The sequence below is a fragment of the Paludibaculum fermentans genome (assembly GCF_051172195.1).
Lineage (GTDB): Bacteria > Acidobacteriota > Terriglobia > Bryobacterales > Bryobacteraceae > Paludibaculum > Paludibaculum fermentans_A.
This window is the reverse complement of record NZ_JBPJAQ010000001.1, coordinates 4,638,600-4,663,818: the sequence shown is the minus strand read 5'-3', so window position 1 is coordinate 4,663,818 and position 25,219 is coordinate 4,638,600. Positions and strand designations below refer to the sequence as shown.

Below are 25,219 nucleotides of genomic sequence, written 5' to 3'. Positions count from 1 at the left end.
CGATAGCCGCTGACCTCGACCGCGGCGGCGGGGGAGGACACCAGTACGCCAGGGCTGTTTCGGGTGCGGGCCGGGTCTTTCCGCGAAGGCAGGTTGGCACACCCCAGGCAATGCAATCCAAGCAAAGGCAGACCGCCGAGGCTGCCTGGGCGCGCGTTCCGGGATTGCCTGAGTTCACTCGGTGCTTAACCAGAGTTTACGCGGTTTAACTCTTGTTTTACAGAGACTCTGGCGGTACACTCGCCGGTGGCCGAAAGCCCGGGCGGGAGACCCGAGCCCGCGCCACTTCCAAAAGTCAGCCTGCCTCGGAGGTCCTTCATGCGATCGCACCGGATTGTCAGTTTGCTGATCTCATTCGCTTTACCATGCCTCGTGCCAGCCCAGGACGGTGGAGGATCACCGCGGATGCAGGCACTGAACCGGTGGTTGAACCAGCCTGCAACCAACAGCGGCCTGATCCGCGCGGCCACGGAACTGAGGCAGACGACCGCGGAGTTGAACACGGAGATCGAAGCTTGTGAGAGTCTCTACGCCGCGGGCCGTTCACTCGCAGGCCGCACGGCACAACTTCGTACACGGCGACTGCGGCTGGGAGAATCAATGACAGCGCAGCAATCAGGATGGGCGGAAGTGGAGGCGCGCCTGTCGGGTGCCGGACTTGCGGAGAAGGTGGAGCGGTGGCGCGCATTCCGGCAGGAAGTCGAGGCCAAGGCAAGGCGTTTGGATTCGGATCTGGCCGCATTGGAGGCTGCTGCCGCTGCTGGCGACGCGAGCGAAGTAGCGGCCCGCCTGGAACTGATCAGGACCGTACTGCCGAGGACCACGGCAGCTCGGATGAGCGGGGTGGCGGGTGAAGCGGCGGTCCAGGCAGCGAGGGTCGAACGCCTGACTGCGGCGCCTGGCAGGAATGCAGAACCCGCGCCGGAAGACTTGGCTGAGAGCAAGGTAATCCGCTTCACACCGGAGATTCGCGCGCGCGTCGCTGCGATGGGGAACGACCCCGCACGGATCATTGATTGGGTTTGGCGCAACTACGATTTTGAGCCGTACTACGGGTTGGTGCTTGGCTCGGCGGGAGTCTACTGGGCGGGCCGAGGGAGTTCCTACGACTTATCAGTGTTCCTGGCGGCGTGCCTGCGGGCGGCCGGGGTGCCCGCGCGACTTGTGGCGGTGCAGGCGCAGGCCAGTCCGGCCGACCTGATGAACTGGCTTGGGATCAAGGACGCGGCACTGATCCCTGTGCTGTTGGGGCGAGCCACCTATGTGGAGCAGGCAGGTGACTACATCAACTTCGACCAGGTGGTGGTGGAAGCCTGGCTGCCGGGAGATTCCGGCATGGCGTGGAGAGGTATCGATGTTGCTTTCAAGGTGAGGCAGGCTCGCGAGGGGATGAAACTGGATCCTCCGGAGTTCAACCGCATGGCCTTTCTCGCCTCCACTCCGGTGAGCAAACTGCCAAGCGAGGCGTACCTGGACCTGATACGCGCGCAAATCGCGAAGAACTATCCGCTCAAGAGCATCTCGGATGCCGGGTACGCGCCGGCCATTGCTGGTGATGGTGCGTTGCCATACAAGGTGGTGCAGACTTATTGGAGGCTTTCGGAGATCTGGCCCGAATTCCACCAGAAAGCGGTGGTCGAGGTATTGGCGAGTGGGACGGAGACTTCCTATGCCAAGGCGATTATTTCCCTGCCCGAATCGATCACGGACTCGATATCGCTCACCTTCGGTCCGGCGGCGGCGGCTGACCAGCACGTGATTGCGCTGTTTGGCGGCTTGGCAGGCGCGCCAGCGGCAGCAGTGAGCCTGGTTCCGAAGCTGAGGGTGGGCGCGGCAGTGGTAGCCAGCGGAACGACTGCACTGACGCCAGGCGAATATGTGCGGCTGAGGGTGGCACAGTATCCTGCACGCATGACCACGGCGTCGAGAGTGGTGACTCATTCAGTCATTGCGGGCGAGGTGGCCGTAGTCGGATTGAATCAGTATCAGGCGACGCCCGGTTTCGTGACGGCGCGCATCGACAGCCTGCTGGAGCAGTCTCCCGCGTTGGGGACGGGCTTGCAGGATGAGACGATGACGGCGATCCTCCAGATTGCCGCGCTACGCTATTTTGACCGTTTCGACACGGAACGGCGCCGATTGGGTGAGCCCATGCATCTGCGCTTTTTGGGCGGTCTTGTTGCCGAAGAGGCAATGACGCGTAGCACGCTGGTGGTTGGAAACGCATTCGACCGTCCCTTCGTCGTGACTCCGAGCCGGACGGTGCTGGACGCGGGCGGGCTGGCCTACGGGTTTCTGAACGTTGACTCAGCGGATACGCCGGCCTCCACCTACAGTGCCTTCCGGCAGATGTTGGGATTGACGAGTTCGTCGCTGGAGCACGAGTTGTGGGAGGAGATAACTCTCGTACCCTCTATCTCGACGACGAAGGGCCTGGAATTGGCTCTGGCCTCGAAGGCGGTGGTAAAGACCATTACCAGGGACAATGCCGCTACCGAGATTGCGACTCTGGAGGTGGCGGCCAGCCTGAAGACCCGCTTCCAGGCTGAAGTGGACGCCGGTCGAACGGTGATCACGACGTCCGGCCCAATCAACTACAACCAGTGGCGCGGAGTGCCCTGGATCTCCGAGCTTCCTGGCAGCGTGGCCGCGCACTACGTATCGACATACATGGGCGGCGAGAGCACACAGGCAACGCCGTGGCTGGTGGGAGCGCCAGTGGGTAGCGGCACGAGTGGCGACGGCTGGCAGCAGAGCAATTGCGGATCCCCCGTGTGTGTGAGCAACGGGAACATGTTCCATCAGTTCAGCGACTTCGTGCTGACGGCCAGGGGTTTTCCCATCCAATTGGCGCGCACCTACAACAGCCGGTCGAGTGGGAGCGGATCCCTGGGCTATGGCTGGACGCACAACTACCTGGCGTCCCTCAAAGACAACCAGGGTTCAATGGACTATACGGATGCAAGCGGGGCGGTCTATCGATTTACCGCGAAGAGCGGCGGCTACTCCGCGCCGGCAAATCTGCCGCTGCAACTCAGCAAGGACGCGCAGGGATTCCTACTGCGCTCGAAAACCGGAATGCAGGCTCGCTTCGACGCGGCAGGCAAGCTGCAGTCCCTCACTGACAGGAATGGCAATCAACACCGGCTGACCTACGACGGCAAGGGCAATCTGCTGTCGGTGCGCGACGGAGACGGTGTAGGAGTGGTGCTTGGTTACGATGCCAGCAACCGCGTCACGGAGGTCACCGACCAGGCTGGGCGGCGAGTTTCCTTTGTCTACGACCAACGAGGCGACCTGGTGTCGAGCACGGCACCAGGCGGGGCGCAGACGAGCTTCTCCTACTACGCTGACCGCTTCGACGACCACAACCTCCGTACAATTGTCTTCCCGGACCAGGCGACGATTCTGTTTGAGTACTATGGCAACGACAAAGTCTCGCGTATCGTGAACCCGGCGGGTGGTTCGATGTCCTTCTCCTACCGTCCCTTGCGCAACGAAACGGTGGTCACGGACGAGCGCGGAAGTGCAACCACGTTCCAATATAACGATCTCGGCTACGTGACCCGCATCGTCCGTCCTGATGGCAATGTAGTGGAACAGAACTGGAGTGCGGAGGGGCGGCTGCTCTCTGTTACGGACGAGGCCGGAGCGACGAACCAGTACAGCTACGACGCGAACGGCAACCTGGCGACGGCCACGGACGCTGCCGGCAACCGGGTGGAATTCGCGTACGAACCCGGATTCACACAGCTCACGCGGTTGCGCGACAGGAGGGGCAATGTAACCAGGTTCGAGTACGACTCCCGGGGCAATCGAACGAAGCGGATAGACCCGGCAGGCAACGTGTGGAGCTACGGCTGGGATTCAGCCGGGAACTTACTGTCCATCACCGACCCGGAGGGCCGGTCAGTGACGCTCGGCTACGATGCCCAAGGTAATCTGGTGGAACAGCGCAATGCGGCGGGAGTGGTGGCGTCATCGCGGTTCGACAGTCTTCGCCGGATCACTGCGCTGGTGGATGCTGTGGGCGGGGAAACGCAGTTCGAGTACGATGCGGCCGGGTACAACCGGAAGGTGACCAATGCGCTGGGCGAGACGGCGTTCTATGAGTACGACGGCAACGGCCGGGTAACGCGGATGGTTGATTTCGCCGGGCGGGCCAGTTCCAGCACCTACGACCTGATGGGCAACCCGGCCACGGTGACCGACGCCAGCGGCGGCTTGACCAGCTATCGCTATACACCTATGGACGGCTCGTTGCCGTCAGGAGCCGATCTGCTGGGGGTGACTACGGCGGAGGGCAAGACTTGGCTGAACGAGTACGACTTCGCCGGACGAGTGCAGTCGGTGATCGATCCGCTGGGGCACTCAGGCAGCTACCAGTACGATGGGCGGGGACGGTTGGCCGTCGTGCGGGACCGGAATGGAGCAGAACGGAGGCTGGAGCGCGATGCGCTCAATCAGGTAACGCGCATCGTGTTTTCCGACGGCACGGAGGAGAGCTACACCTACGACGAAAACGGCAACATGACGCATGCTGCAGGGTCGGGCGTCGACTATTGGATCAGCTACGATGCGATGAACCGGCCGGCACAGATGACTGACTCGCGAACCGGTGCGACCATTACGCACGCTTACGACAAGTCAGGGCGACTGGCAGCGATCACCGACGCGGAGGGAGGAGTGACGCGCTACGAGCGAGACGCCAATGGAGCAATCACCTCGATCACAGGGCCCGGCGGGGCGATCACCCGGCTGGCCTATGACGCGCGTGGGCTGCGCACCCGGTTGGACCTGCCCAACGGAGTGAAGGCCACTTACGACTACGATGCCCTGGGGCGGCTGACCTCATTGGTGTACTCGAACGACAGGGGGGAGACGCTGCTGCTGTGGAACTACGGCTACGACCAGGCGGGCAACCGCGTGAGCATAGTCGATTCGGCTGGTCCTCACACGTATACCTATGATGAGCAGGACCGGCTGACGGGAGCGATTCATCCGGACCAGGAAAGCGAGAGCTATAGCTACGACTTGGCCGGCAACCGGCTGGGCTCAGGCGCCAAGGCCTACACTCATGACGATGAAGGGCAACTGACCAGCGATAGTGAGGCGGTATTCGGCTACGACAGGCAAGGCAATGTGGTGAGCCGGGAGGATTCGAAGGGCAAGGTGAAGTATGTCTACAATGCGTCGAACCGGCTGGTGATGGTGGAGATGCCAGGCGGGCCAGAGGTGAAATTCACCTACGACGCGATGGGGCGGCGCATTGCAAAGTCGGTGGATGGGGCGACGACGCAGTACTTCTGGGATGGGGACAGGCTGATCGCCGAGACGGGGCCGGAAGGAAGTCAGACCCACTACCTGAACGGCATCGGAATCGACGAGATCCTGGGAATCCGTAGCGGAGAGCGAACCTACTACGTGCTGCACGACGGACTGGGTAGCGCTGCCGCGCTGACGGACGAAACGGGCGCGGTCGTGAATCGCTATCGCTACGACAGCTTCGGGCAGATGCAAGCCGAGGGGAGTGTCCCTAACCGGCTTACCTACACGGGTCGGGAATACGATGCGGAAACGGGCCTCTACTATTTTCGCGCGCGCTACTACGATGCGCGAACCGGACGGTTCCTGCAGCAGGATCCGCTCAACCACTCTTCGCTGCAGGTTCTGGCATTGGAGGGCGCAGGCGACATTGCGCGGATGATGCTACGCGATGGAATGCAGCGGACGATGGCGATGAATCCTTATGCTTACGCCGGGCAGAATCCGGTAGCGCGCACCGATCCCTTCGGGCTCTGGCCATTCGCCGAAGGTCCCAGCATCTCGGTGTGCCTAGACCCCGAACCGGTGCCCCCGGCGGATGAGGAGAAGCTTTTCAAATTGATTGAGGGTCACGGTCAGGGTACCCCCGTCCTGGACGAGACAGATCTGCCCAAGGCATTTCAACGCACTCCGTGGGAGCACTTCCATCTCAGTACGTTCTATACGATCTGGGATGGACTTGAAGAGAGCGGCTATGACAGCAAAACGGCACGGCTCATCGTCGACATCGAACCACGAACACTGCTCGAGTGGTTCCTTCACCGGGATCACCTCCATCGACCCTACTCCATCTACAAGACGAACAAGGGTTACGTCAGAGTCACTTGGGAGATGATCAAGACTGTGAGCAATAGGTCGTAGTCGCATCCCAATCCAGCGCGTCTGATGCGAAGGATCGTTCACCTGCCGGCCGCAGCCGGCGCATTGGTCCCCGGCAGCGGGAACTGCGCCGCCTCATCCTCCAGGATCAGGATCCAGTCGTTGCCGCGGCCCGACGTCGGCGGAGTGTAGGTCTGGTAGCCCCAGTTGTCAGAGATGTGGATCTGCCGGGCCACACCGTATCTCGGGTCGTACCAGATCTCCCGAACCCGCTTCGCCTGGATGGAGTTCTTGTCGACGGTGAAGCTCTCTCCTCGCGGTGAGTAGATGAACGCGAACGAGCCATTGGCGGCACGCAAGGCGCGGATCTTGCCTCCGCCTGTCGTGGGTCCTGCTTTCACCATGCCGGGATCCGGCTGCAGAGTCTGGAACGGCCGCGATTCGAAGAGCCGGCGGACAAACGTCATCTGGAACGCGCCCGGATGGTCGAGCGCGTCGTACCACGGAATGTCCGAGAAGATCGCCGGATTGCGGCCCGGCTGCCACATGGGCCAGATGTTGTTGTTGCCGTAGGTATGCCCGCAAGCGCCCGCGAACAGCGACCAGTAAGCGGCCTGGCGGGCATCGTAATCGTCGAAGCGAATGTGGCGGCTGTAGTTCTGGAAGTAGAAGCCCACCGGCATCTGCTCATAGCGGGGCTCGCCGTCCAGGGTCGGCTTGGGAGGCTGCAGGGCATAGTCGTGTTCCGCGTACAGGCCATTGTCGTGATCCTGCGCGCCATGGGAGGACTGGTACATGTTGAAGTCCAGCCAGGGTGCGTTGTGCAGATGGTTGGACGACTGGCCCGGTCCCGAGGGATGGAAGGTCTTGAGGTGGGACTTGCCGTCGCCCTCTTCCAGGCCCGCGGCCATGGCGTTCATGACCGCGCGTTCCTCCTCACTGGTGATCGTGCGGTCGCCGCCGAGGATCCAGATGATGGGTTTGTCTTTGTAGCGCTTACCCAGGAACCGGCCAAAGGTCCGGGCATTCTCCACAGTAAAGATGTGGCCGGTGCTGCCGGGGGTGAGATTCCAATAGGAGCCCCACGTAGGCAGCATGCCGATAAACAAGCCCAGAGCCTCCGCCTTGCTCACCACGTAGTCCACATGCCGGAAATAGGCCTCGTTCGGCTGGGCCGGGTCTTTGCCATCCAACGGCAGGTCGCCATAGGCATTGGGCTCAGTCAAGCCGCCGATCTGGGCCAGGGCGACGGCCTGGATGACGGTGAAACCCTTGCGCGCGCGATTCTCGAGATAACGGTCGACCGCTTCGCGATTCAATCGGTGGAGGAGTTCCCAGGCCGTGTCGCCCAGGTAGAAGAACGGGGTGCCGTCCTCGTATACAAGGTAGTGACGGTTCTCCGAAACCTTCAGGCGGCCGTGGACGGCGCCCCAGCCGGGACCGGCCGTGGCCAGGCTCAGGACTAGCAGTGCGAGTGCGATGCCTGCCTGCCCGCGGTAGGACCGGCGAGGTACGTCGATTGTACTGGTGGTTCTTGCGGACATTGAATGAAGCCCCATCTTGCGGAGGATATTCCGTGCCGCGAGGCCCGCTGGCGTACGCTGCCTCTCAGCACGGAGCCAGCATATCGGAGTTCGCCGGCAACCAGGAGCGGTCTCGCCCGCCTGAGTATCACCAGCCCCGCTGCTGTTCATTTGAGAGGGGCGCTGCCGGCCATGCGCCACTGCCACGCATCCAGATCTTCTGCCCTGGGCAGATACGTGATCACCAGCGACTGCCCCGCCCTGTTCACGTGCAGGGTCAGGGTCGCTTCCTGTTGGGCCTGGACCACATCCTGGGGGACAGGACGCGTGATCTCATCGCCATCCTGCAGGCCGGCGCGGGCGGCGGCCGACCCCGGCTTCAACCCGCGCACGACAGGCCGCGGCTCGACGAGCACCTCGGGCGCGAACCCCAACTCATAGCGTCGCAGCCGGCTCGTGGTCCGGGTGAATTGCGGACCGAACGCCCCGGGTTCCGGCAATTGCAGGGTGCCCGCCAACATCGCCCGGTAGGACGCCGGACCGGACGGGCCCAGCGCCTGCTCCAGCAAGGCGCACCACGCGGCTTCGTCCAGCGGTAGAGACCGTTCCCGCCGCTGCAGGAACTGCAGCAGCAGTTCGTCCAAACCACGCTGGCCCTGGGACGCTGCCCGCAACTGCGTATCCAGCACCGCGAAGTATAACGAGCCGCGATCGTAGGGGAGTACGCGGATCCGTGTATCCGCCCAGAAGCGTTTCGGGATTTCCGAGTTTGGGGTGCCCAGGAATGCATTTGTGTAGTAGCGGCCGGCCGTCGAGTTCAGGTCGTGCAGGAACTCGGCAGGCGTGATCTGGCCGGCGCGCAAAGCCAGCAGCCGGGCGTAGTGCACTGCCAGCCCTTCTGAAAACCAGGAACCCTCCAGCCCGGACGGCTGATCCAAGCCTCCGGCGAAGGTGTGCAGCATCTCGTGGGCCAGCGTGATGGTCAGGTCCTCCGCGGTGACCTTCGGCCCGAAGGTTGCGATAAACGAGTCGGTGAGGCCCATCCCGCCGCCTGGATTCACGGGGTTTTCGCGCAGGAAGACCGCATAGGGCGCCTTGGCCGGGCGGTTGAAGAACTTCTCGTAATAGGCATAGAGCTTCTGTTCGGACGCCATCAGCCGAGGGAGGTCCATCGGCGGAGTTCCGTGCCAGGCGGAGAAGAAGCCGCGCTGTGCCGGCTGTTCGGGAAAAAGGTGGAGCCGGCCGGCCAGGAAGTAAGTGGATCTCAGCCGGCCTGTCACGTCTTCGAGCTCGACGGTACGGTCGCCGGCACCCAGGCTCGACACACCGCGCGAGCCGGCAGGCAGTTCTGACAGATCCCAGTGCAGGCGGAGACGGGCTGGGGCTGGGCTCCGGGGCAGAAGCAGGAAGCTGGCTCCGTCTCCGGAGAATGCTCCAGTGTCGGAACGCAATTCCAGTGGCGGCGCAGCGCCGCGAGGCGCCGGGCGGTTCGAGATGGGGGCGCGGTAGCGCACGGTCACGGGGCCCCGAACAGGGCGTGCGGGTGACCAGTGCCGGGCGGCGCCTTCCGCCGACTCCGGATCGTCCGTGACCCTCAGCGGCAGGGATCCGGCTGCATCGCGCGCCGTGAGCAGCGTGATCGTCTTCGCCACCGTCTCGACGTTGTAAGGGAGGAAGGCCAGTTCAACCATGACGAATGTCGGGTAGACCAGCGTCACGTCGACGGAGGGAATGCGTCCGGCGGCGTCGGGAGCAGCGGGCCGCAAAATCAAGTCCAGCGTGGACTGTGCGCCCGGCGGAACGCTTTGGGCAGCGGACAGGACGAAGGCCCCCATCAGGCCGGCAGTGAGAATGAGACGACATTTGAGCATGGATCCGGTGAGGACCTCCGGGTTTCCGGGTACTTCATTTTAGACGGGTGGACCGCCTGCTCTGTTGGGCACGGCCGGTACGGGATTGCGGAGTTGGGGCGTCGGTGGACGTGATGTGCCGCCGCAGCCTCTCCTCTCTCGCGTCCGCTGAAGCCCTGCAGCGAGCTATCCGCTCCATGGCGGCGGTGATCCTGAGGGCACTGGCCTATCCACTAAGCTGGTCGGTATGAATCGACGGCAGTTTGTTCAGGTCGTGGGGTCGGTGGCGAGCGCCCAGCCGCTTGGTGCGGCTCGGCAAACGGGCTTGTGCTTGAATGAGGACAATAGCCACTGGTTCTTCACACGGGCTGGCCAGACGCATACGAAGAAGTCGGTGGCCGCGTTCGTGGATCAGTATGCGGGGACGCAGGTCCGGGAACTGCTGCTCAGCGGCAATTCACAGCGAACGAGTTTTGCGAGCAAGGCCTGGGATCCGATCTGGAAGGGCTATGATCCGGAAGGCCCCGACGATCAACCGCTGTTCCGGTCCACTACGACCGAGGCGCGGGTGAATGCCCGGAAGTGGGTGCATTCGGCGTGGTCGCTGGCGAAGCAGGGTATCGATCCCTATGCAGTGTGGATTGAACGCGCGCGAAAGCGAGGTCTGTCGCCCTGGGTCTCGATGCGGATGAACGACCTGCATAACGTCGACGACCCGGATAGTTACATGCACAGCACGTTCTGGCGGCAGAATCCGCAGTTCCGGCGCATCCCCTGGAGAGCGGTAGATTGGCGAGACAGGGCGTTTGACTTCGCGCACGAGGAGGTTCGGGCGTACCATTTCCGGCTGGTGGAAGAGTATCTGGAACGGTACGACGTGGATGGCCTGGAACTGGACTGGATGCGGTTCGGCTTCCATCTCAGTCCGGGTCGGGAGGCGGAGGGCGGCCGGCTGCTGACGGAGTTCGTTCGAAAGACGAGGCGGCTGGCGGACAGTTGGGCGAAGCGGAGGGGCCATAGGATCGGACTAGGCGCGCGCGTCCCCTCGCGTCCGCAAACTGCGATCGACCTGGGGCTGGATGGGGCCCTGTGGGCACGCGAAGGGCTGATCGATCTGCTGGTCTTCACGCCGTTCTGGGCGAGCGCGGAGCCGGACATGCCGGTGGAGTTGTGGCGGCGCCTGGCAGGAGATCGGGTGACCCTGGCCGCCGGGCTGGAACTGCTGCTGCGCCCGTATCCTGCCTACCGGCCGATTCCGATGAATTCAATCGAGACGGTGCGGGGCGCCGCGGCCTCTCTACTGGAACGCGGGGCAGACCGGGTGTACCTGTTCAACTACATGGATTCGCAGACGCAGATGCCGGACGCGGAGAACTACCCTGCCCTGCTGCGCGAATGCGGGCGGCTGCAGACGCTGGTGGGCAAGGCGCGGCGGCATGTCGTGACCTACGCGGATACGTCGGCCCCGGGCGAGTCTTCGGGCACGCAACTGCCGCAGAAGCTGGCGGCCGGGCAGTGGGCTGCGTTCCGCGTGCATTGCGGTCCGGCGTTGCGGCGGGCACGGGTGAGGATGGAACTGGAAGGAGGCGGGTTCGGCGCCGTGCGGGCAAACGGGCAGGAGTGCAGCGCCGCGGGCGTGGAGATGGGATTGAAGCCTGGTCCGGAGCGCGGTTTTGTGACTTGGACAATACCAGGCGGCGCGGCGGGCCGGGTCGTGATCGACGTGCAGGCGCAGGCGGCCGTGACGATTCACTGGGTCGAAATCGCGGGCGCGTGAGCGAGTGCATGGCCGCGGGCCGGTGACGCCGAACTAGTCACATTCCGGGATTTCCGTTGCCATCCGGCGCACCCTTGGAGCCTGGAGGGTCGCCCCATCGGGCAGCGACCAACCAGGAACCACCTCACTGCCCACTCCCTGGTGAGGCTACCCGCTACACGTAGCTCTTGCGCGAGGGGTTGAATACGTGGGGATGGCAGTTCGCCTGGAACAGATCGAGGATGGCGCCGAAACCGTGCTCCAGCTTCAGATTGCATTCGGGGGTGGAGAGCGGGACTACCCAGAGGAAGTGCACGGGGTCGCCGGACAGTACCAACTTCTCGGGAAGAGCCTGGTCGCGACGGACGATCGTAGGCATGAACAGCAGTGTGTCCAGGACTTGGCTGCCCCAAAACGGAGCCGGCGGGTTGCCGTTGGGTATCGTGTGACCATAGCTCAGCCAGGTCTTCTGGTCGTGGAGGAAGCGGCCCACCCAACGCAACTTATCGATGTACTCCTGACTTGGCTCCGCGCAGTAGAAGATTAACTCGACACGGCGGGGTGCGTCCTCGCGGGCCGCCGCGAATTGAAGCGAGGAATCCCTAGGCTGGCCAGCCTGGGGGTTAGCCCATTCACCGCTGGAGTATCGGCGAATGGTGGAACCTCCGGGCGATTTTTCTTCAGGCGATATTCTCTCCTCGAGGGATTATATCGTTCGCGCAATAGGCGCCGTTTATTCCCCGGATTTACCAGCTCACCGAACGCCGATTCCAGTTCGAACTCCACCGAAAGCGCGGCCTTTCACGCCTACCGGAACGCCCACCACAGGACCAGTGTGCACATGAAGAGCGCCACGGCCCAGAGGCGATAGCCCGTCCCTGCCGTTGTCTGCGCCGGGGCGGACCCAAACACATTGCCTTCCACCTTCTCCTGGGCCGGCGGCGCAGTCATGAGGCTGACCACCACCATGGTGACCGCGGCGAGCACCCAAACCAGGATCGACCGGTGCAGGAATGAAGTGAGGTAAGGGTGCGCCACCAGGCCCCAACCGAGAGTCTGGTCCATCATCAGGAACAGGCCCAGCGCAAAGCCGGTCGTGCCGCCGGCAATCGCTCCGGCAGTATTGCCGCGTTTCCAGAGCAGGCCCACAAAGACCACCGCCCCTAACGGCACGCCCAGGTAGGCGGAAAGCATCTGGAGGTAGTTCCAGATGGTGACGGAACGGCCCACCAGTGGCGCTGCCAGGACGCCGAGGACCGCCATCAGCATGGTGATCTTTCTCCCGATCGCGACCTGCTGTTCGTCGCTCAGCCCGGGCCTCCAGCGCATGAAGAAGTCGCGCACTACCAGCGTGGCGCTGGCGTTGTAGCAGGCGCTCATCGAAGACATGAGGATCGCGATGAGCCCGGCCAGAACCACCCCGCGCAGGCCGATCGGCAGCAGGTCGCTGACCATGCGCGGATAAGCCATGTCGGCCCGCGCCAGGTTCGGATAGAGGACGTGCGCGATGACACCGGGCAGCACCAGAATAAACGGGATGAGCAGTTTGAGAAACCCGGCGAAGATGGCGCCTTTCTGTCCGTCATCTACCGAACGCGCTCCGAGAACGCGCTGCACGTTGGTCTGGTCCATGCACCAATAGAACATCCCCCCGAACAGGTTCCCGATGAGGAAGCCGGTAATGGGCAGTTCGGAATCGAGCGGCTTCACCATGTGGATGAGTGCCGGATCGACGCGGGCCGTGAGACCGCTCCAGCCGCCCACGGCAACGAGCCCCACGATCGTCAGGACAATGCCGCTGAGGATGAGCCATGTCCCCTGCACCATGTCCGCATAGACCACGGCGCGCAACCCGCCCTTCATCGTGTAGAGGGCCGTCAGCAACGACAGCGCCACCATCACCGCGGTCTGGTTCCAGCCGAACAGCAGGTGCAGCAGGAGCGATCCGGCCCACAGGTCGATGGCGTTCTTCGTGAGTACGTTCATCAGCAGCAGGTTGCCGGACAGGAAAGCGCGCAAGCCCCAACCGAAGCGGTGCTCCAGGAACTCAGGGATGGTGTAGATTTTGCGCCGCAGATACAGGGGTGTGAACAGCGAAGCGAGGATGATCAGGCACCACGCCGCCATCCACTCATAGCCGCCAGTGACCAGCCCGACGCGATATCCATCGCCCGCCAGGCCCACCACATGCTCGGCCGAGATGTTGGAGGCCAGCAGCGACATGCCGACGAAAGGCCAGCGGAGATCCCGCCCGGCGAGGAAGTATTCGGCGTCTGTCTGTTTCTTCCCGGCCGCCCGCAGGACAGCGCCCACAACAAGGACCAGGCTGAGAACGATGACTACCGTATCGATGATGCCAATCACTAGTGAAGCGCCCCTCTGCGTCTTTTTAGTTCTGGGTCCCTACAATTGTATGCGGCCAAGCGGCCGCGCGGGCGTCCGGGATGTAGGGCCGGCCGGTTGGCTTCCCGGCCTCGTCAGGATCACGGAAATCATGCTATAACCACCTTCTGTGAACACCCCTGGGATCCTTCAAAATCTGGCCGACATGATGACGAGCCTGCCCGATGAATCCGTGGAAGGACTGCTGTTTGCCTTCAATTCGGCGGTGAACGGCCTGGACGCGACCGGACGCGCATCCGCCATCGAGATCCTCCAAAGCTCCGCCGGAGCCTGTTCCGATGCGACTCGTCGCGACCGGTTGATGCAGGCCGCCGAGGCATTGTCGATTGGCGCCGCCGCCGGCACGGCAGCGAAAATTCCCGAGGCCGCCCGAGGCGTCACGCAGCAGGAGTGGGACGAAAAATGGGCGCCCACGTTTCTGCCACCGCCGGAAGCCGATCCGGAAGAGGAAGCAGAGGAGGAGCAAGAGGAGTACGACGAGGAGGATCTGGAAGTCGAGGAAGCGGACGACACTGACGCTGACGACGACGAAGATGAGGAGGAAGCAGACGAGGAAGACGATGAGGATTGACACCATGTGGAGGGGAAGACTGGAGATCGCAATCTCCCCCTGGGATCCAGGCAATCCTTTCGCTGATCCCTGCACGCCATGGCCAGACCGGCCGCGGACATCGGCCTAGCGTGCCGCGCGCGTGTCCACTCACTCCCCGCCGAAGAGCTGAACCAGTTCCTTCCTGACACTCCGCATCCGCCCGACTCCGACGCGCTGGTTCAGCAACAGAATCGCAGCAAAAACGAGGGTTACCAATGCGACGGTGAGCACGGGGCCCAGCACGCTGCGGCCTTCCCTGGTCAAGCGCAGCGCGGTGCCGGCATTGGCAATCAGCAGCCCTGCGTAGAGCGGCCCCAGGTACCAGAACTGCACACTCTGGAGGAGCCGAATCTGGCGGCTATAGTTCTCCAGCAGCACCTTTCGATACGCCGACAGGTCCAGCCCCGCGTCCACCTGGCTCGGCCCTCGGCCATGGTGCAGGATGTAGTAAATGATCCAGAGCCCGCCCAGCGAAACAATTGCCAGGCCCAGTTGTTCCAACGTGCTGGGAGCGCGCAGGGCGGCCCACCCGAAGAATGCGGTCACCAACAGCGCGGCCGCGCATTCAAGCGAGTTGCGCGCGGCGATCTGCCGGTCAAGAGCCCTGGTTCGTTCAATTGCTATGTGCAGCATTTCGTCTCCCTTCTTGTTCGGAACCGGAGCGGCGCTGTTCCAGAGGTCCTTCAGCAGGTCATGTTCCTCGTTCACAGTTCGTTCTCCTTTCGGCGCATCGCATAGCCCAGGCGTTCCCGGATCCGCGTCAACCTCACCCCGATCGCGCTTTCCCCGAGGCCGGTTACCTCATGGATCTCCGAGTATCGAAGGCCCTCAAGGTGCAGGATGAGGACCTGCCGGTCGACCAGCGGCAACTCGCGGATCGCCGTGGTGAGCCAGGCCTGCTGCTGCTGCCGGATCAGGCGCTCGTCGCCTCCGGGTCCGGCGCCAGCGGGCTCGCCGACCCTCTCGAAAGCAGTTTCGACCTGGCCGCGACGGCGAACCTTGGCGGCCACCGTGATCGCGGTGTTGTGCGCAATCCGGTACAGCCAGGTACGCTCGCTCGCCTCACCTTTGAACCGCGGAATCGCCGTCCAGATGGCGGTCGCAATCTCCTGCAACAGGTCCTCCCGGTCCTCCGGATGAGGCAGGTAAGCACCCGCAAGACGCGCCAGCGCCGCGGAGTAGTCTTCCATCAATCGCAGGAAGGTCGTTTTATGGAGCTCATCCATGCTCGCCGTCCCGACTGCCTGGGCCATGCTATTCATCGCGTTCGAACAGGTAGTCTCAGTGGACGCCAAAAGCTTACATCGGAAATGCACGCGATGACCGGGGCGGCTTTTTTCTACTGCGCCGCGACTCGCAGAATGGCCGCGATGCTGCGGTCGACATCCTCTTCCCGTGTGGCCCACGACGACACGCTGATCCGCATGGCAGTGCGGCCCTGCCACTCCGTGGGCCCACACCAGCAGGTGCCATCCGCCTGAACCCGTTCAATCACCCGGCGCGTGCGCTCGGCGTCTCCAAAGGCGACCAACACCTGATTGAGAACGACTTCATTCAGGATCTCGCAGCCCCCTTGCCGCAGTTCTTGGGCAAATCGAGTGGCGAAGCGGCAGTTGCGCCGACCAGGTCCGCCAGGCCTGCCCGCCCCAGCGATTTCAGCGCCGCCCAGATCTCCACACGGCGCGCACGGCGGGAAAGCTCAGGCGTGTACTGCGAGGGCTCACGATGCTCGCCCTGCGGTAGATAAGCGGCGGTCAGGGACATCGCGCTCTTCAGGGCGGCAGCGTCACGGACGAAGGCCAGGCCGCTGTCATAAGGGACGTTCAGCCATTTGTGGGCGTCCGTGGCCCAGGAGTCGGCGGCGGCGACGCCTTCCGTCAGGTGGGCGTGGGCCGGACTCACGGCCGCCCACAGGCCGAAAGCTCCGTCTACATGGACCCACGCGCCCTGAGAATGGGCACGCTCGCAGATCTCACCCTCCGGGTCGAAGGCCCCCGTATTGACGTTCCCGGACTGCATGCAGACGATGGCCGGACCCTGCAGCGCAGGGATGCGAGCGGCAACCAGGCGTCCCTGGCTGTCCACAGGCACGCGGACAACACGCGAACGGCCCAGGCCGAGAAGACCGAGGGCCTTGATCAGCGAAGGATGCGCCTCATCTCCAATGGCCACGGTGATCGGTGGAGCACCGAAGAGCCCGTCGGCCTCGACATCCCAGCCGGCGCGGGCAAGCACGCTGTGGCGCGCGGCCGCCAGGGCCGTGAAATTAGCGACAGTGGCTCCGGTGACGAAGGCTCCGCCGGACTGCGCTGGCAATTTCAGCACGTCGAGCAACCAGGCGAGGCACACCTCCTCCAGCGCGGTCGCGATGAGGGAGGCCACAAAGAGGCCGGGACACTGGTCACAGGCGCCGGCCAGCCAATTCGCGGCCAGCGCCGCCGGCAGTGAGCCTCCAATGACGAAGCCGAAGAAGCGGCGTCCAGCCATCCCCATCGTCGCGGGGGAGCCGATGCGGTCCAGCGTTTCGAGAACCTGCGCCGGTTCCATGGGCTGGCCGGGCATGGGCTCCACCAATTCCTTGAGCCCTTCGAGAGCCGCCGCCGTGGGAGCTACGCTGCGATCCTCGAGGGTTTCCAGGTAGCGGGCCGCGATCCCGGCGGTCCTGGTTAGCAGGGCTTGCATCCTTCGATGCTAGCGCGCGCTGTAGTCGCAATCTCGTCCGGAATGCTTCGGATTCCTAGAGGATTTGCCGACGGACGTGGGAATCAAGCCAAGCTGATCGGCGCCATGAGTGCCCGCCCGCCGAGAGGAAGAAAGCGGCACCACGAGCATTGCAGGGGGTTCGCGATGGCACTAGTAGCAATCCGAAGCTCAGAATCGCTTGGAGTGCAGGGCAGAATGGCACCCCTCACCGCAAGAAACATGAGAAGGAGCTCTCGCAGTTACAGTCTTTCTGCTTTGCCCAGCTCCTCAAATTTCGTCTTCGACGGGCATGCGCACTCGGAGGCGGACCTAGTTGCTACTCCTTGCATCCTCACGCCCCCCCTTGCAGTACCTCGTAACCTCACTATGCCCATCAGATTACAGCGTGGGAATTCTTCTGGCCTCGCGTCTTGCAACTTCGAGTGAAGGAATCAATGGGGTCTCTCCCACATTTGTTCCGCCCCTCAGCAGGAAGAGTTGCTCAGCGGCAGAACGGATCTCTATGCTTGTGATAGCCCTCGCTTTGTAATCATGGGCTTCATCTACGCCCCCGGCGGCAAGACAAAGGATCCACGTCTCGATGTTTCGTTTCGGTATAAAGTGTGCGATTGGCTCATCGTTCTCACGCGGCGCATGCCCGGCGGCGTTCAAAGCTGTTGACAGGGCTGTCATCCGATTCTGGACATCTCGCGTGTCCGCATCAATCACTATCAAGAGCGCAGTCTTCGCGCGAGTATTTCGCTGGCGGCAGGCGGCGACCTCTTCGGCATAGTGCTCTCGAACCCATTGTTCTCCACTGCCTCGTCCGGAGGGAAGATCTCTATTTCGGATATGATGGTTCTTATATCCCATTCGAAACAGGAAGCGACGTGCGAATTGCTGATGCCGAACGTCTTCCGCGAGAACGATAACCTGCGAAGGGCTACTCACCTTCCCATCCCCTTGAAATCATCTCCGATGGTGTAAGTAGACTACTTCGATCGCCGATGAAAGGCTTGGACCGAACCGGCCCTCCTTTTTCCCGGAAAAATCGAATTCCGGAATGCGGCGCCCATTGATTGATCAACTCTGGATGATGCGAAATCAGGAACAGCTGGCCCCGGCCTTCTTCAATAAGATCATCCGCAGCCATCAGCCAGGGTTGAATCTCCCGTAAGGAAATAAAATTATCTGGCTCGTCAATAAATACCGTGCATTCGCGGATCAGTACAAAATGAAGTATGGCGTAAAGAGAAATTAAACACCGCTGACCCTCGGACAACTGCTGAAATCCATACTTCACGTCTCTTCCGTTTTGGCTATGAAACTCGGCTGTTAATATACGGAGGTTCTCACCCGCCGATTCGAGCTGAAGGTAGCCAAAATCGTCGATAGACGACTGAAGACTGTTCAGAAACTCAACATTTTCTCGCGGAAACGTTTGAACCAAATGGCGATACCAGGCGGAAAAATTAGACAGATCAACATTAGGGGCGAGGTCCTCGCCCTCGGCGCGCAATCCCATATTAAACGGATTAAGGCGGAAGAACAGGAGTTTTGGAAGCCAGTTCAAAAACCGCGACAGAACCCGCTTGTCTGCACGCGGTTGAATTGTGGCCAGTGCGGAACGGTGAGGATCAAAGGGATAGGAAACGTCAAGCTCGAAACGATCACTGTATAGCTGAACTACGCCGGCGCTAAACCCGAAGACAGGTTTGCCACCACAATGAATCGATTCCTCAATGACCACTGGCTTCGTTTGGCCATCAACGTGTTCAATCACCAACCGATACAGATAGGTTTCGCTTTCCAGTTCAAGTTCCAACTCCCACGTCTGACGTGGATGATCCATCCATCGTGTCCGCTCCTGAGGAAAAAACGTATCCTCTGCTCGATCACCTCTGGCGACAAACTGTCGGAGCTTCAGAAGGGCAACAAGCATTGAGGACTTGCCGGAACCATTCCGGCCAAGGATCAATTGCTTACGATCGAACCGAAGCTCGAAGTTCACAAAAGCCTGGAAGTTGTCGATATACAGTCTGCGCAGCATCTGACCCAATTCTACACTTCGTTCCCTGAGGGAGATTAGCAGGGGCGGCACGGAACCAGTGCTGGTGTCCCCCCGGATGGCAAAGCCCCTGTGGATCGGAACCCCGTCCTCTCAGCCGTCCCCCGGCGCGTTGCCAAGGCGAGCAATACCCGCAGGAGTTAACGTTGCCATTCTAGAAGAGCAGCCTCGATGGCGACAGGAGGAGGGGAGTGCCCCTTCAAATGAAGCTTCTGCGGAAGTCAAGACATCGGCGAAGCCAGATTGGCACGATTCCGAGCCGGATCTTCGTGGAACGCATCGCCATTGCCCTTTTTCCCAGGCCGGGCTGCGAGCCCGGATTTCCAGACTATATCTCATCTGCCCGGCGGCCCCGGGGAGATCAGGCAAGCGACGGTGACATACTGTTTGGCATGACTGGCCTGCTCCCACTCACCCGCCGCGCCGCCTTGACCGCTGCCCTTGGCGGACTCCTGCGTGCCCTGCCCCTCGACGAAATCAAGCTCGGCATCACCACCGACGAAATCGACGAGGAGCCGAAAACCGCCGCGGAATTCCTGGCGCGGTTCAACCTCCATTGGGCCGAAGTGCGGTCCGTGTGGGGCAAGTACAACACATCGCAGCCCGTGGAAAAAGTGCGCGAGATCCGCGGAATCTTCGACGCCGCCAAAGTGCACACGTCCATCGTCGACACGGCATTTTTCCGGGTCGATATTCCCACAGGCGCGGCTCTCGACAAAGAGTGGGCGCTGCTGGACGCCGCCATGGATCGCGCCGATATTCTCGGCACGAAACTCCTGCGAATCTTCGCCTTTGTCCCCAAAGACGGCAGCACCGGGGATACGACGGCCTATCCGCGCAGCTACGAACTCTTGAAAGAGGCGGCCACGCGCGCGAAGAAACGCGGGTTCAAGCTAGCCGTCGAGAACCTGAAGGGCGGGTACGTCCAGACAGGCGCCGACTCGGCTCGACTGCTCAAGGCCGTCTCGAACGACAACCTGGGCCTGGCCTGGGATCCGAACAACGCCGCGTCGTGCGGCGAGGCCCCGCTGAAGGACGGATATCCGAAGCTGGATCCCGCGCGGATCTTCCATGTGCACCTGCGCGACTGGCGCCACAAAGCCGATGGGACCGTGGAGTGGGCCGCCGTGGGTACAGGCGAATTCGACAACCTCGGCCAGATCCGTGCACTGCGCAAGGACCACTATCAGGGCTCCTACACGCTGGAGACCCACTGGCGGACGCCCGAAGGGAAGGCTCGCGCCACCGAGATCTCCCTCGGCGGACTACTGAAAGTGATCGCCCAGGTTTAACGCCTGCGGCGAGCCCGCGCCCGGGTCGCGGCAGGAACCGTCATGCCTGGGCGGCGCTGCTACCAGGATCCCCGATGCGAGACGCCATCTACTTTCAAGAGGAACTCCGCCGGCGCTTCCCGGCCGCACACAGCAGGCTGTGCGCGGAGATCGACGAACAGTACCGCGCCATTGCGCCCGATGTCGCTTTCGCCCGGTTGTCCTCCAACCCGATGGACCGCCGGCTGGACTTCTGCTCCTACTTCCTGGCGACGATTCTGATCCTGGAACGGCACGGCGAGAGCCCGGAAACGATTCGCGACACCTGCCTCGCGGTCACACGGGCCTTCGTCCAGCCCAGGAACTCGTGGCAGCGGTGGCTGAGGCAGCTCCCGGCAAAACTGATGGGGACCCCAGTCGTCGCCCTGATGGCTCGCGTGATGCAAGCCAAGACAGGCCGCAAGGGTCACGAGGACGGCTTTCTCGTGCAGGTCGTGACCAGCCCCGCTGAGACGCACGGGCTGGGCTACGGCTTCGACATCCTGGAATGCGGAATCGTGAAGCTGTTCCGGAAACACGGTGCAGGGCAATATGTGACGGTGCTTTGCGAGGTGGATGAGCTCACCTCGGCCCTGGCCGGGTTGGAGCTCGTCCGGGGCGGCACCTTGGCTCGGGGCGCGTCGCGTTGCGATTTCCGGTTCCGTCATCTGCCGCCGAAACGGTGAAACAGGGGGCACAGTCCCGCCGCTCCAGGGGTCGGCCTACCAGGTGTAGCTGCCGTCGGGCGGAGGCCACAGGTTCAGCATCTGCCGCAGGATAACGATCTGCCCCAGGTGGTGGGCATTGTGCTGCGCGATGTGCGTGATGGCGTCGCCGATGGTGTACTCGGCCAGCGGTGGGAACTCGATCGGCGGATCGACCCGGCCGTTCTCCGGCAGTTCGAGCGCGCGCTGCAGTCCCTCCAGTAATTGTTCGCGCAACGGAGCCCAGTCCCCGGCCGCGGCAGCAGGCCAGCCTTCCGCCGCATGCTCAGCCATCGGCGCGGCCACGCCAGTGCAGCGGCTCAGGAACCAGGCCTGCCAGTACACCATGTGCGCCAGGATCTCCACGATGCTGTGCTTGACTCCGGTTATGGGCCGGGCGGCCTCCTCCGGAGTGAGGCCGTCCAGTAGCCGGGCCGGAGGCATGAAGGCAAGCGGGCTGGCCAGAAGTTCGTCGCGGTGCATGGGCGTAGGTTAACATCCGGACCGGACACAGCTGGCGCGCATGCGTCCCTCCGAACCGATGGGCAGTGCGTCCGCGGTTCCGGGCTACAGGCCCAGATGCTCGTGCGCGTAACTGGCGCACTTCTGGTTGAGTTCATCCTCGAGCTTGAGCTGCTGCGCAGCGCTCAGCCCGGCAGTGCGCGGCAGCGGCTGCTTCGGCTTGTGCTTGTGAACGAGATCCAGAATCTTGGCCAGGTCACGGCCCGGCAGCGGGCTATAGGCATCGTCGAAGGTCGCCCAATACTTTGGAGTGAATACCGGGATCTTCAGCGGATCCCGCGTGATCATCTCCAGGTTGAAGATCATGTTCGGATCCTTCTTGCGGAGCATCGCGATGATCTGCGGAAGATCGACAACGCCTTCGCCGAAGGGGACTTCAGACAGCAGGAAGCCGTCCTCGTATTCCTCCATCGCCATGTCCTTGATGTGGGCGTAGACGGTGTAGGGCGCCAGCGTGCGGGCCGTGTCGAGGGGATCCTCACACAGCGAGAGGTTGTTTCCGAAATCGAGACACACGCCCACCCACTCGCTGCCCAGCCGCTTCAGCCAGGCGGCCTGCTCAGCCGAACGGTAGCCTTTGTGGTTCTCCAGGCCGAGCGGAACCTTGTACTTGCGCAGGACAGGCTCGGCGAGCTGCACCTGGTTCTGCCGGTCGAGGAACATCTCCTTCCAGGGCTCGAATGCCGCAAATTCGTCGTAGCGGCGGCCCGTCAGCGCCGCGTGGAAGGCAACAGCGCCGGCTTCTTTGTGGGCCTTTACCTGTGCCTCGAAAGCCGCTATCTCACCCGCGTTCCTGGGCAGGCGCGGGTCGGTCACCAGGTGCATCTTGTAGGCTTCGAGCCGGTCGCGGAACTTCCGGATCGCCTCGGGTTCCAGGGAGGGCGGATTCGTCTGCACGCCGGCCAGGCCCATGCTGTGACAGTGCTCCACGATGTCGAACGGGCTCCCGCCTTCGCGAGCCGCACGCACGTGGGCGAGGAAAGCAGTAGGAGTTCCGCCCATGCGTCGGCCTGTGGAAGGCTGCGCGGACGCAGCAGTGGAGGAGAGAACGGCGGGAAGCGAACCGGCCAGGGCCAGAACATCTCTGCGTGTCATGACGACAGCAGATCACACTTCGGCTTCCGGTGGGTAGTCCCCAATCTCATTTTTGGAGCAGCCCCCCTAGCCCCCCAACCCGCAGAAAGCCAACGAACGCCGACCGTAAGGGACGCGTCCCCCGGCGAACCGCGACTGGCAAGGAGCGGGCCACGGACAGGCGAGCCCTCAACTGAGCCCCCATGGCCCCCCAAACCGCCAAAGCAAAGGAAGCCGCAACGAACCACGACCGTCAGGGAGTGGTCCCCACCGCGCTACGAACCGCGCACGGCAGTAAGCGGGCACCCGGCAAAGTCGCGTCTTCAACGGAGCCCCCATAACCCGCCGGGCCGCCAAACCAGATCAAGCCAAACGGAGCCGTGAACGTAAGTGAGCGGATAGCCACCGAAACGCCCCACTCCGTTCGGCCGCCCGACCCACTGCATGAACATCTTCAAAGGCGTCCCCAATGCCCCCCCAGGCCGCCAAAGCGAAGCAAGCCGCAACGAACCACGACCGTCAGGGAGTGGTCCCCACCGCGCTGCGAACCGCGCACGGCAGTAAGCGGGCACCCGGCAAAGCCGCGTCTTCAACGGCGTCCCCAAGCCCCCCCGAACCTCCAAACCAGATCAAGCCAAACGGAGCCGTGAACGTAAGTGAGCGGATAGCCACCGAAACGCCCCAATCCGTTCGGCCGCCCGACCCAAAGCGCAAACCCCTCCAACCGAGCATTAACCCCCCCACCGCGGAATCCAGGATTGGGCGCCGCCCGCACCATCCGCCACCGCGCCGCCCGCCCAACCACATCATCCACCGCATCTCAATCCCACCATCCGAACGCAATCTTCTCCTTAGTCCTAATCACGCCCACACCCCACCAGCCCGGCAGGTTGACTTCCCTGCCCCGTAAATATACGATTCCGGCAGCGTTGGATGGTGCTCTCGATCAGTGTGCCTGCTGGAGAGGGGACCACCTCGCAGCAAGCGAAACAGGATGGACAGGCACGCGGCCGGCTGGAGTGGTTTGTTCTTTTCTTCAATGGGACCTCACTGCTCTCACCGGCGCCGGGTGGGTTCTGGGCGGAATCAATCCGCGCAGCCAGACAGAAAGTGAGATTCCGCGCATGCAAAGAAGAGACTTCCTGAACCGGGTGGGTGCGGGCGCCGCGGCCTGGACCGCCGTATCCCGCCAAGCCGTACTGGGCGCCAACGACAGGCTCCGCGTCGGACTGATCGGCTGCGGAGGCCGCGGCACATTCGATGCCCGCCTCATGCGCGGAACGCCGGCCGACATCCAGGCAGTCGCCCCGGACAACTATCACGACGGAAATCTCGATCCGCGCCTGAAAGAACCCCGCAACGTCGACATCGCCGGCCTGTGCGATGTCTTCGGCAGCCGCGTCGACCGCGCCAGGCAGTGGGCCCCGCAGGCAAAGACATACAGTGACTTCCGCGCCATGCTGGCCGACAAGGAGATCGACGCCGTCATCATCGGCACACCCGACCCATGGCATGCCCCGATGATGATGCTGGCCTGCGAGGCCGGCAAGGATGTCTACCTCGAGAAGCCAGTCATGTACCGTCTCGCCGAAGCCCAAACGATGGTCGACACGGTGCGCCGCACGAAACGCATCGTGCAGATCGGCACCCAGCACCGCTCGGCCGACCACATTGCCGAAGCCGCAAAGATCATCGCCAGCGGCAAGATCGGCGAGGTCCACTTCGTCCGCGTGTGGAACTACATGAGCACGTTCTGGGGCAATCCCCCGGTGCCCGACAGCGAGCCGCCCTCTGACCTCAACTGGGATATGTGGCTGGGACCAGCCCCCAAGGTCGCCTACAACCAGAACCGCTTGAACTACCGGTCGTACATGGATTACACGAACGGCATCATCAGCGACTACGGCAATCACCGCTTCGATTCCGTCCATCAGATCATGGGCGTCGATACCCCAAAGAATGTGGTGTCCTCCGCCCTGCGTTTCAACCAGAAGCTGGCCGGAGACATCCTGGACATGCAGACGGCGACCTATGAATACCCGTCGTTCATCCTGTCCTACGAGTGCTGCAACTACAACGGGCATGGCCTGGGCGGCCGCACGCCGGGGATGAAATATTACGGCATGCGCGGCCCGGAGGACCGTCCGCACGGCATGGCGTTCTACGGCACGGAAGCGGCATTGTTCGTCGACCGCCTGGGCATGGAACTCTACCCCGAGCCCGTTCCGCCGGAACCCGGCAAGCGCTTCGCCCGCGGAGCGGAATGGAAGCCGCGCATCGAGAAGTTCAAGATGAACGAAGACGAGCCGACCCCGCTCCACACCAAGAACTTTGTGGACTGCGTGCGCGCCAGGAAAGAGCCGGCGGCCAACATCGAAGTGGGCGTGCGAGCCACGGCCGTCGCCTGCATGGGCAATGTGGCCTACTGGACCGGGCGCAAGCTGAACTGGGATGCCAAGACGTTCAGTTTCCCGGGAGCCCCGGAAGCCGGGAAGTACCTGTTCCGGCCATACCGGAAGCCCTGGGACCTGGTGAAGTTCAGCTAGGCGGGTTTTTCGGGCGCCACGCCAGATTGCGCTCTCGAAACGGGA

The 25,219-nt window shown here is 62.8% G+C and carries 18 protein-coding genes; 6 read left to right on the top strand and 12 right to left on the bottom strand.

What is annotated here, in order from left to right:
* The first annotated feature begins 405 nt into the window (after positions 1 to 405).
* The gene (locus ACR9Y2_RS18775; RefSeq protein WP_435043102.1) at positions 406 to 6,186 is read left to right on the top strand and encodes an RHS repeat-associated core domain-containing protein; all 5,781 of its coding nucleotides are present in this window, start codon (positions 406 to 408) and stop codon (positions 6,184 to 6,186) included.
* A gap of 38 nt (positions 6,187 to 6,224) precedes the next feature.
* On the opposite strand, the gene ACR9Y2_RS18770 is transcribed toward ACR9Y2_RS18775, so the two are convergent.
* Together ACR9Y2_RS18770 and ACR9Y2_RS18765 are read right to left on the bottom strand one after the other, a co-directional pair.
* Complete coding sequence (locus ACR9Y2_RS18770) at positions 6,225 to 7,688, bottom strand: glycoside hydrolase family 140 protein (protein WP_435043101.1); 1,464 nt, start codon at positions 7,686 to 7,688, stop codon at positions 6,225 to 6,227.
* A gap of 146 nt (positions 7,689 to 7,834) precedes the next feature.
* Entirely contained in the window at positions 7,835 to 9,538 is a 1,704-nt protein-coding gene (locus tag ACR9Y2_RS18765) for a peptidase M61 (protein WP_435043099.1), read from the bottom strand.
* A 226-nt stretch (positions 9,539 to 9,764) separates the two neighbouring features.
* Here ACR9Y2_RS18765 and ACR9Y2_RS18760 point away from each other — a divergent pair, with 226 nt between their 5' ends.
* Complete coding sequence (locus ACR9Y2_RS18760) at positions 9,765 to 11,294, top strand: hypothetical protein (protein ID WP_435043097.1); 1,530 nt, start codon at positions 9,765 to 9,767, stop codon at positions 11,292 to 11,294.
* Between the two features lie 154 nt (positions 11,295 to 11,448).
* Here ACR9Y2_RS18760 and ACR9Y2_RS18755 read toward each other — a convergent pair whose 3' ends face one another.
* Together ACR9Y2_RS18755 and ACR9Y2_RS18750 are read right to left on the bottom strand one after the other, a co-directional pair.
* The gene (locus ACR9Y2_RS18755; RefSeq protein ID WP_435044883.1) at positions 11,449 to 11,928 is read right to left on the bottom strand and encodes a suppressor of fused domain protein; all 480 of its coding nucleotides are present in this window, start codon (positions 11,926 to 11,928) and stop codon (positions 11,449 to 11,451) included.
* A gap of 152 nt (positions 11,929 to 12,080) precedes the next feature.
* Positions 12,081 to 13,637 carry a sodium:solute symporter family transporter gene (locus tag ACR9Y2_RS18750; RefSeq protein ID WP_435043095.1) on the bottom strand — a complete coding sequence of 519 codons (1,557 nt, stop codon included), beginning with the start codon at positions 13,635 to 13,637 and terminating at the stop codon, positions 12,081 to 12,083.
* A gap of 184 nt (positions 13,638 to 13,821) precedes the next feature.
* On the opposite strand from ACR9Y2_RS18750, the gene ACR9Y2_RS18745 reads away from it, so the two are divergent.
* A complete protein-coding gene (locus ACR9Y2_RS18745; protein WP_435043093.1) occupies positions 13,822 to 14,247 on the top strand; it encodes a hypothetical protein in 426 nt (141 codons plus the stop codon).
* A 129-nt stretch (positions 14,248 to 14,376) separates the two neighbouring features.
* Here ACR9Y2_RS18745 and ACR9Y2_RS18740 read toward each other — a convergent pair whose 3' ends face one another.
* The 6 genes from ACR9Y2_RS18740 to ACR9Y2_RS18715 form a co-directional block, all read right to left on the bottom strand.
* The gene (locus ACR9Y2_RS18740) at positions 14,377 to 14,976 is read right to left on the bottom strand and encodes a hypothetical protein (RefSeq protein ID WP_435043091.1); all 600 of its coding nucleotides are present in this window, start codon (positions 14,974 to 14,976) and stop codon (positions 14,377 to 14,379) included.
* Complete coding sequence (locus tag ACR9Y2_RS18735; protein WP_435043090.1) at positions 14,973 to 15,521, bottom strand: RNA polymerase sigma factor; 549 nt, start codon at positions 15,519 to 15,521, stop codon at positions 14,973 to 14,975. Before ACR9Y2_RS18735 ends, ACR9Y2_RS18740 begins: the two co-directional genes overlap by 4 nt.
* 86 nt (positions 15,522 to 15,607) lie before the next feature.
* Positions 15,608 to 15,802, bottom strand: coding sequence for a hypothetical protein (locus ACR9Y2_RS18730; RefSeq protein WP_435043089.1), 195 nt, complete (start codon positions 15,800 to 15,802; stop codon positions 15,608 to 15,610).
* Positions 15,803 to 15,822: 20 nt separating this feature from the next.
* Positions 15,823 to 16,950: a pyridoxal phosphate-dependent decarboxylase family protein gene (locus tag ACR9Y2_RS18725; protein ID WP_435043088.1), complete on the bottom strand. Its 1,128-nt coding sequence runs from the start codon at positions 16,948 to 16,950 to the stop codon at positions 15,823 to 15,825.
* A gap of 399 nt (positions 16,951 to 17,349) precedes the next feature.
* Positions 17,350 to 17,901 carry a hypothetical protein gene (locus ACR9Y2_RS18720; RefSeq protein ID WP_435043087.1) on the bottom strand — a complete coding sequence of 184 codons (552 nt, stop codon included), beginning with the start codon at positions 17,899 to 17,901 and terminating at the stop codon, positions 17,350 to 17,352.
* The gene (locus ACR9Y2_RS18715; RefSeq protein WP_435043086.1) at positions 17,894 to 19,000 is read right to left on the bottom strand and encodes an AAA family ATPase; all 1,107 of its coding nucleotides are present in this window, start codon (positions 18,998 to 19,000) and stop codon (positions 17,894 to 17,896) included. Before ACR9Y2_RS18715 ends, ACR9Y2_RS18720 begins: the two co-directional genes overlap by 8 nt.
* Positions 19,001 to 19,410: 410 nt before the next feature.
* On the opposite strand from ACR9Y2_RS18715, the gene ACR9Y2_RS18710 reads away from it, so the two are divergent.
* Positions 19,411 to 20,310: a sugar phosphate isomerase/epimerase family protein gene (locus tag ACR9Y2_RS18710; RefSeq protein WP_435043085.1), complete on the top strand. Its 900-nt coding sequence runs from the start codon at positions 19,411 to 19,413 to the stop codon at positions 20,308 to 20,310.
* Positions 20,311 to 20,384: 74 nt separating this feature from the next.
* Positions 20,385 to 21,014 (top strand): L-2-amino-thiazoline-4-carboxylic acid hydrolase, encoded by a 630-nt coding sequence (locus ACR9Y2_RS18705; RefSeq protein WP_435043083.1) that lies wholly within the window; start codon positions 20,385 to 20,387, stop codon positions 21,012 to 21,014.
* A gap of 36 nt (positions 21,015 to 21,050) precedes the next feature.
* Here ACR9Y2_RS18705 and ACR9Y2_RS18700 read toward each other — a convergent pair whose 3' ends face one another.
* Both ACR9Y2_RS18700 and ACR9Y2_RS18695 read right to left on the bottom strand, forming a co-directional pair.
* A complete protein-coding gene (locus ACR9Y2_RS18700; protein WP_435043081.1) occupies positions 21,051 to 21,515 on the bottom strand; it encodes a DinB family protein in 465 nt (154 codons plus the stop codon).
* A gap of 84 nt (positions 21,516 to 21,599) precedes the next feature.
* Positions 21,600 to 22,649 carry a sugar phosphate isomerase/epimerase family protein gene (locus ACR9Y2_RS18695; RefSeq protein ID WP_435043079.1) on the bottom strand — a complete coding sequence of 350 codons (1,050 nt, stop codon included), beginning with the start codon at positions 22,647 to 22,649 and terminating at the stop codon, positions 21,600 to 21,602.
* A 1,103-nt stretch (positions 22,650 to 23,752) separates the two neighbouring features.
* On the opposite strand from ACR9Y2_RS18695, the gene ACR9Y2_RS18690 reads away from it, so the two are divergent.
* Positions 23,753 to 25,174, top strand: coding sequence for a Gfo/Idh/MocA family protein (locus tag ACR9Y2_RS18690; protein ID WP_435043078.1), 1,422 nt, complete (start codon positions 23,753 to 23,755; stop codon positions 25,172 to 25,174).
* The last annotated feature ends 45 nt before the right edge of the window (positions 25,175 to 25,219 follow it).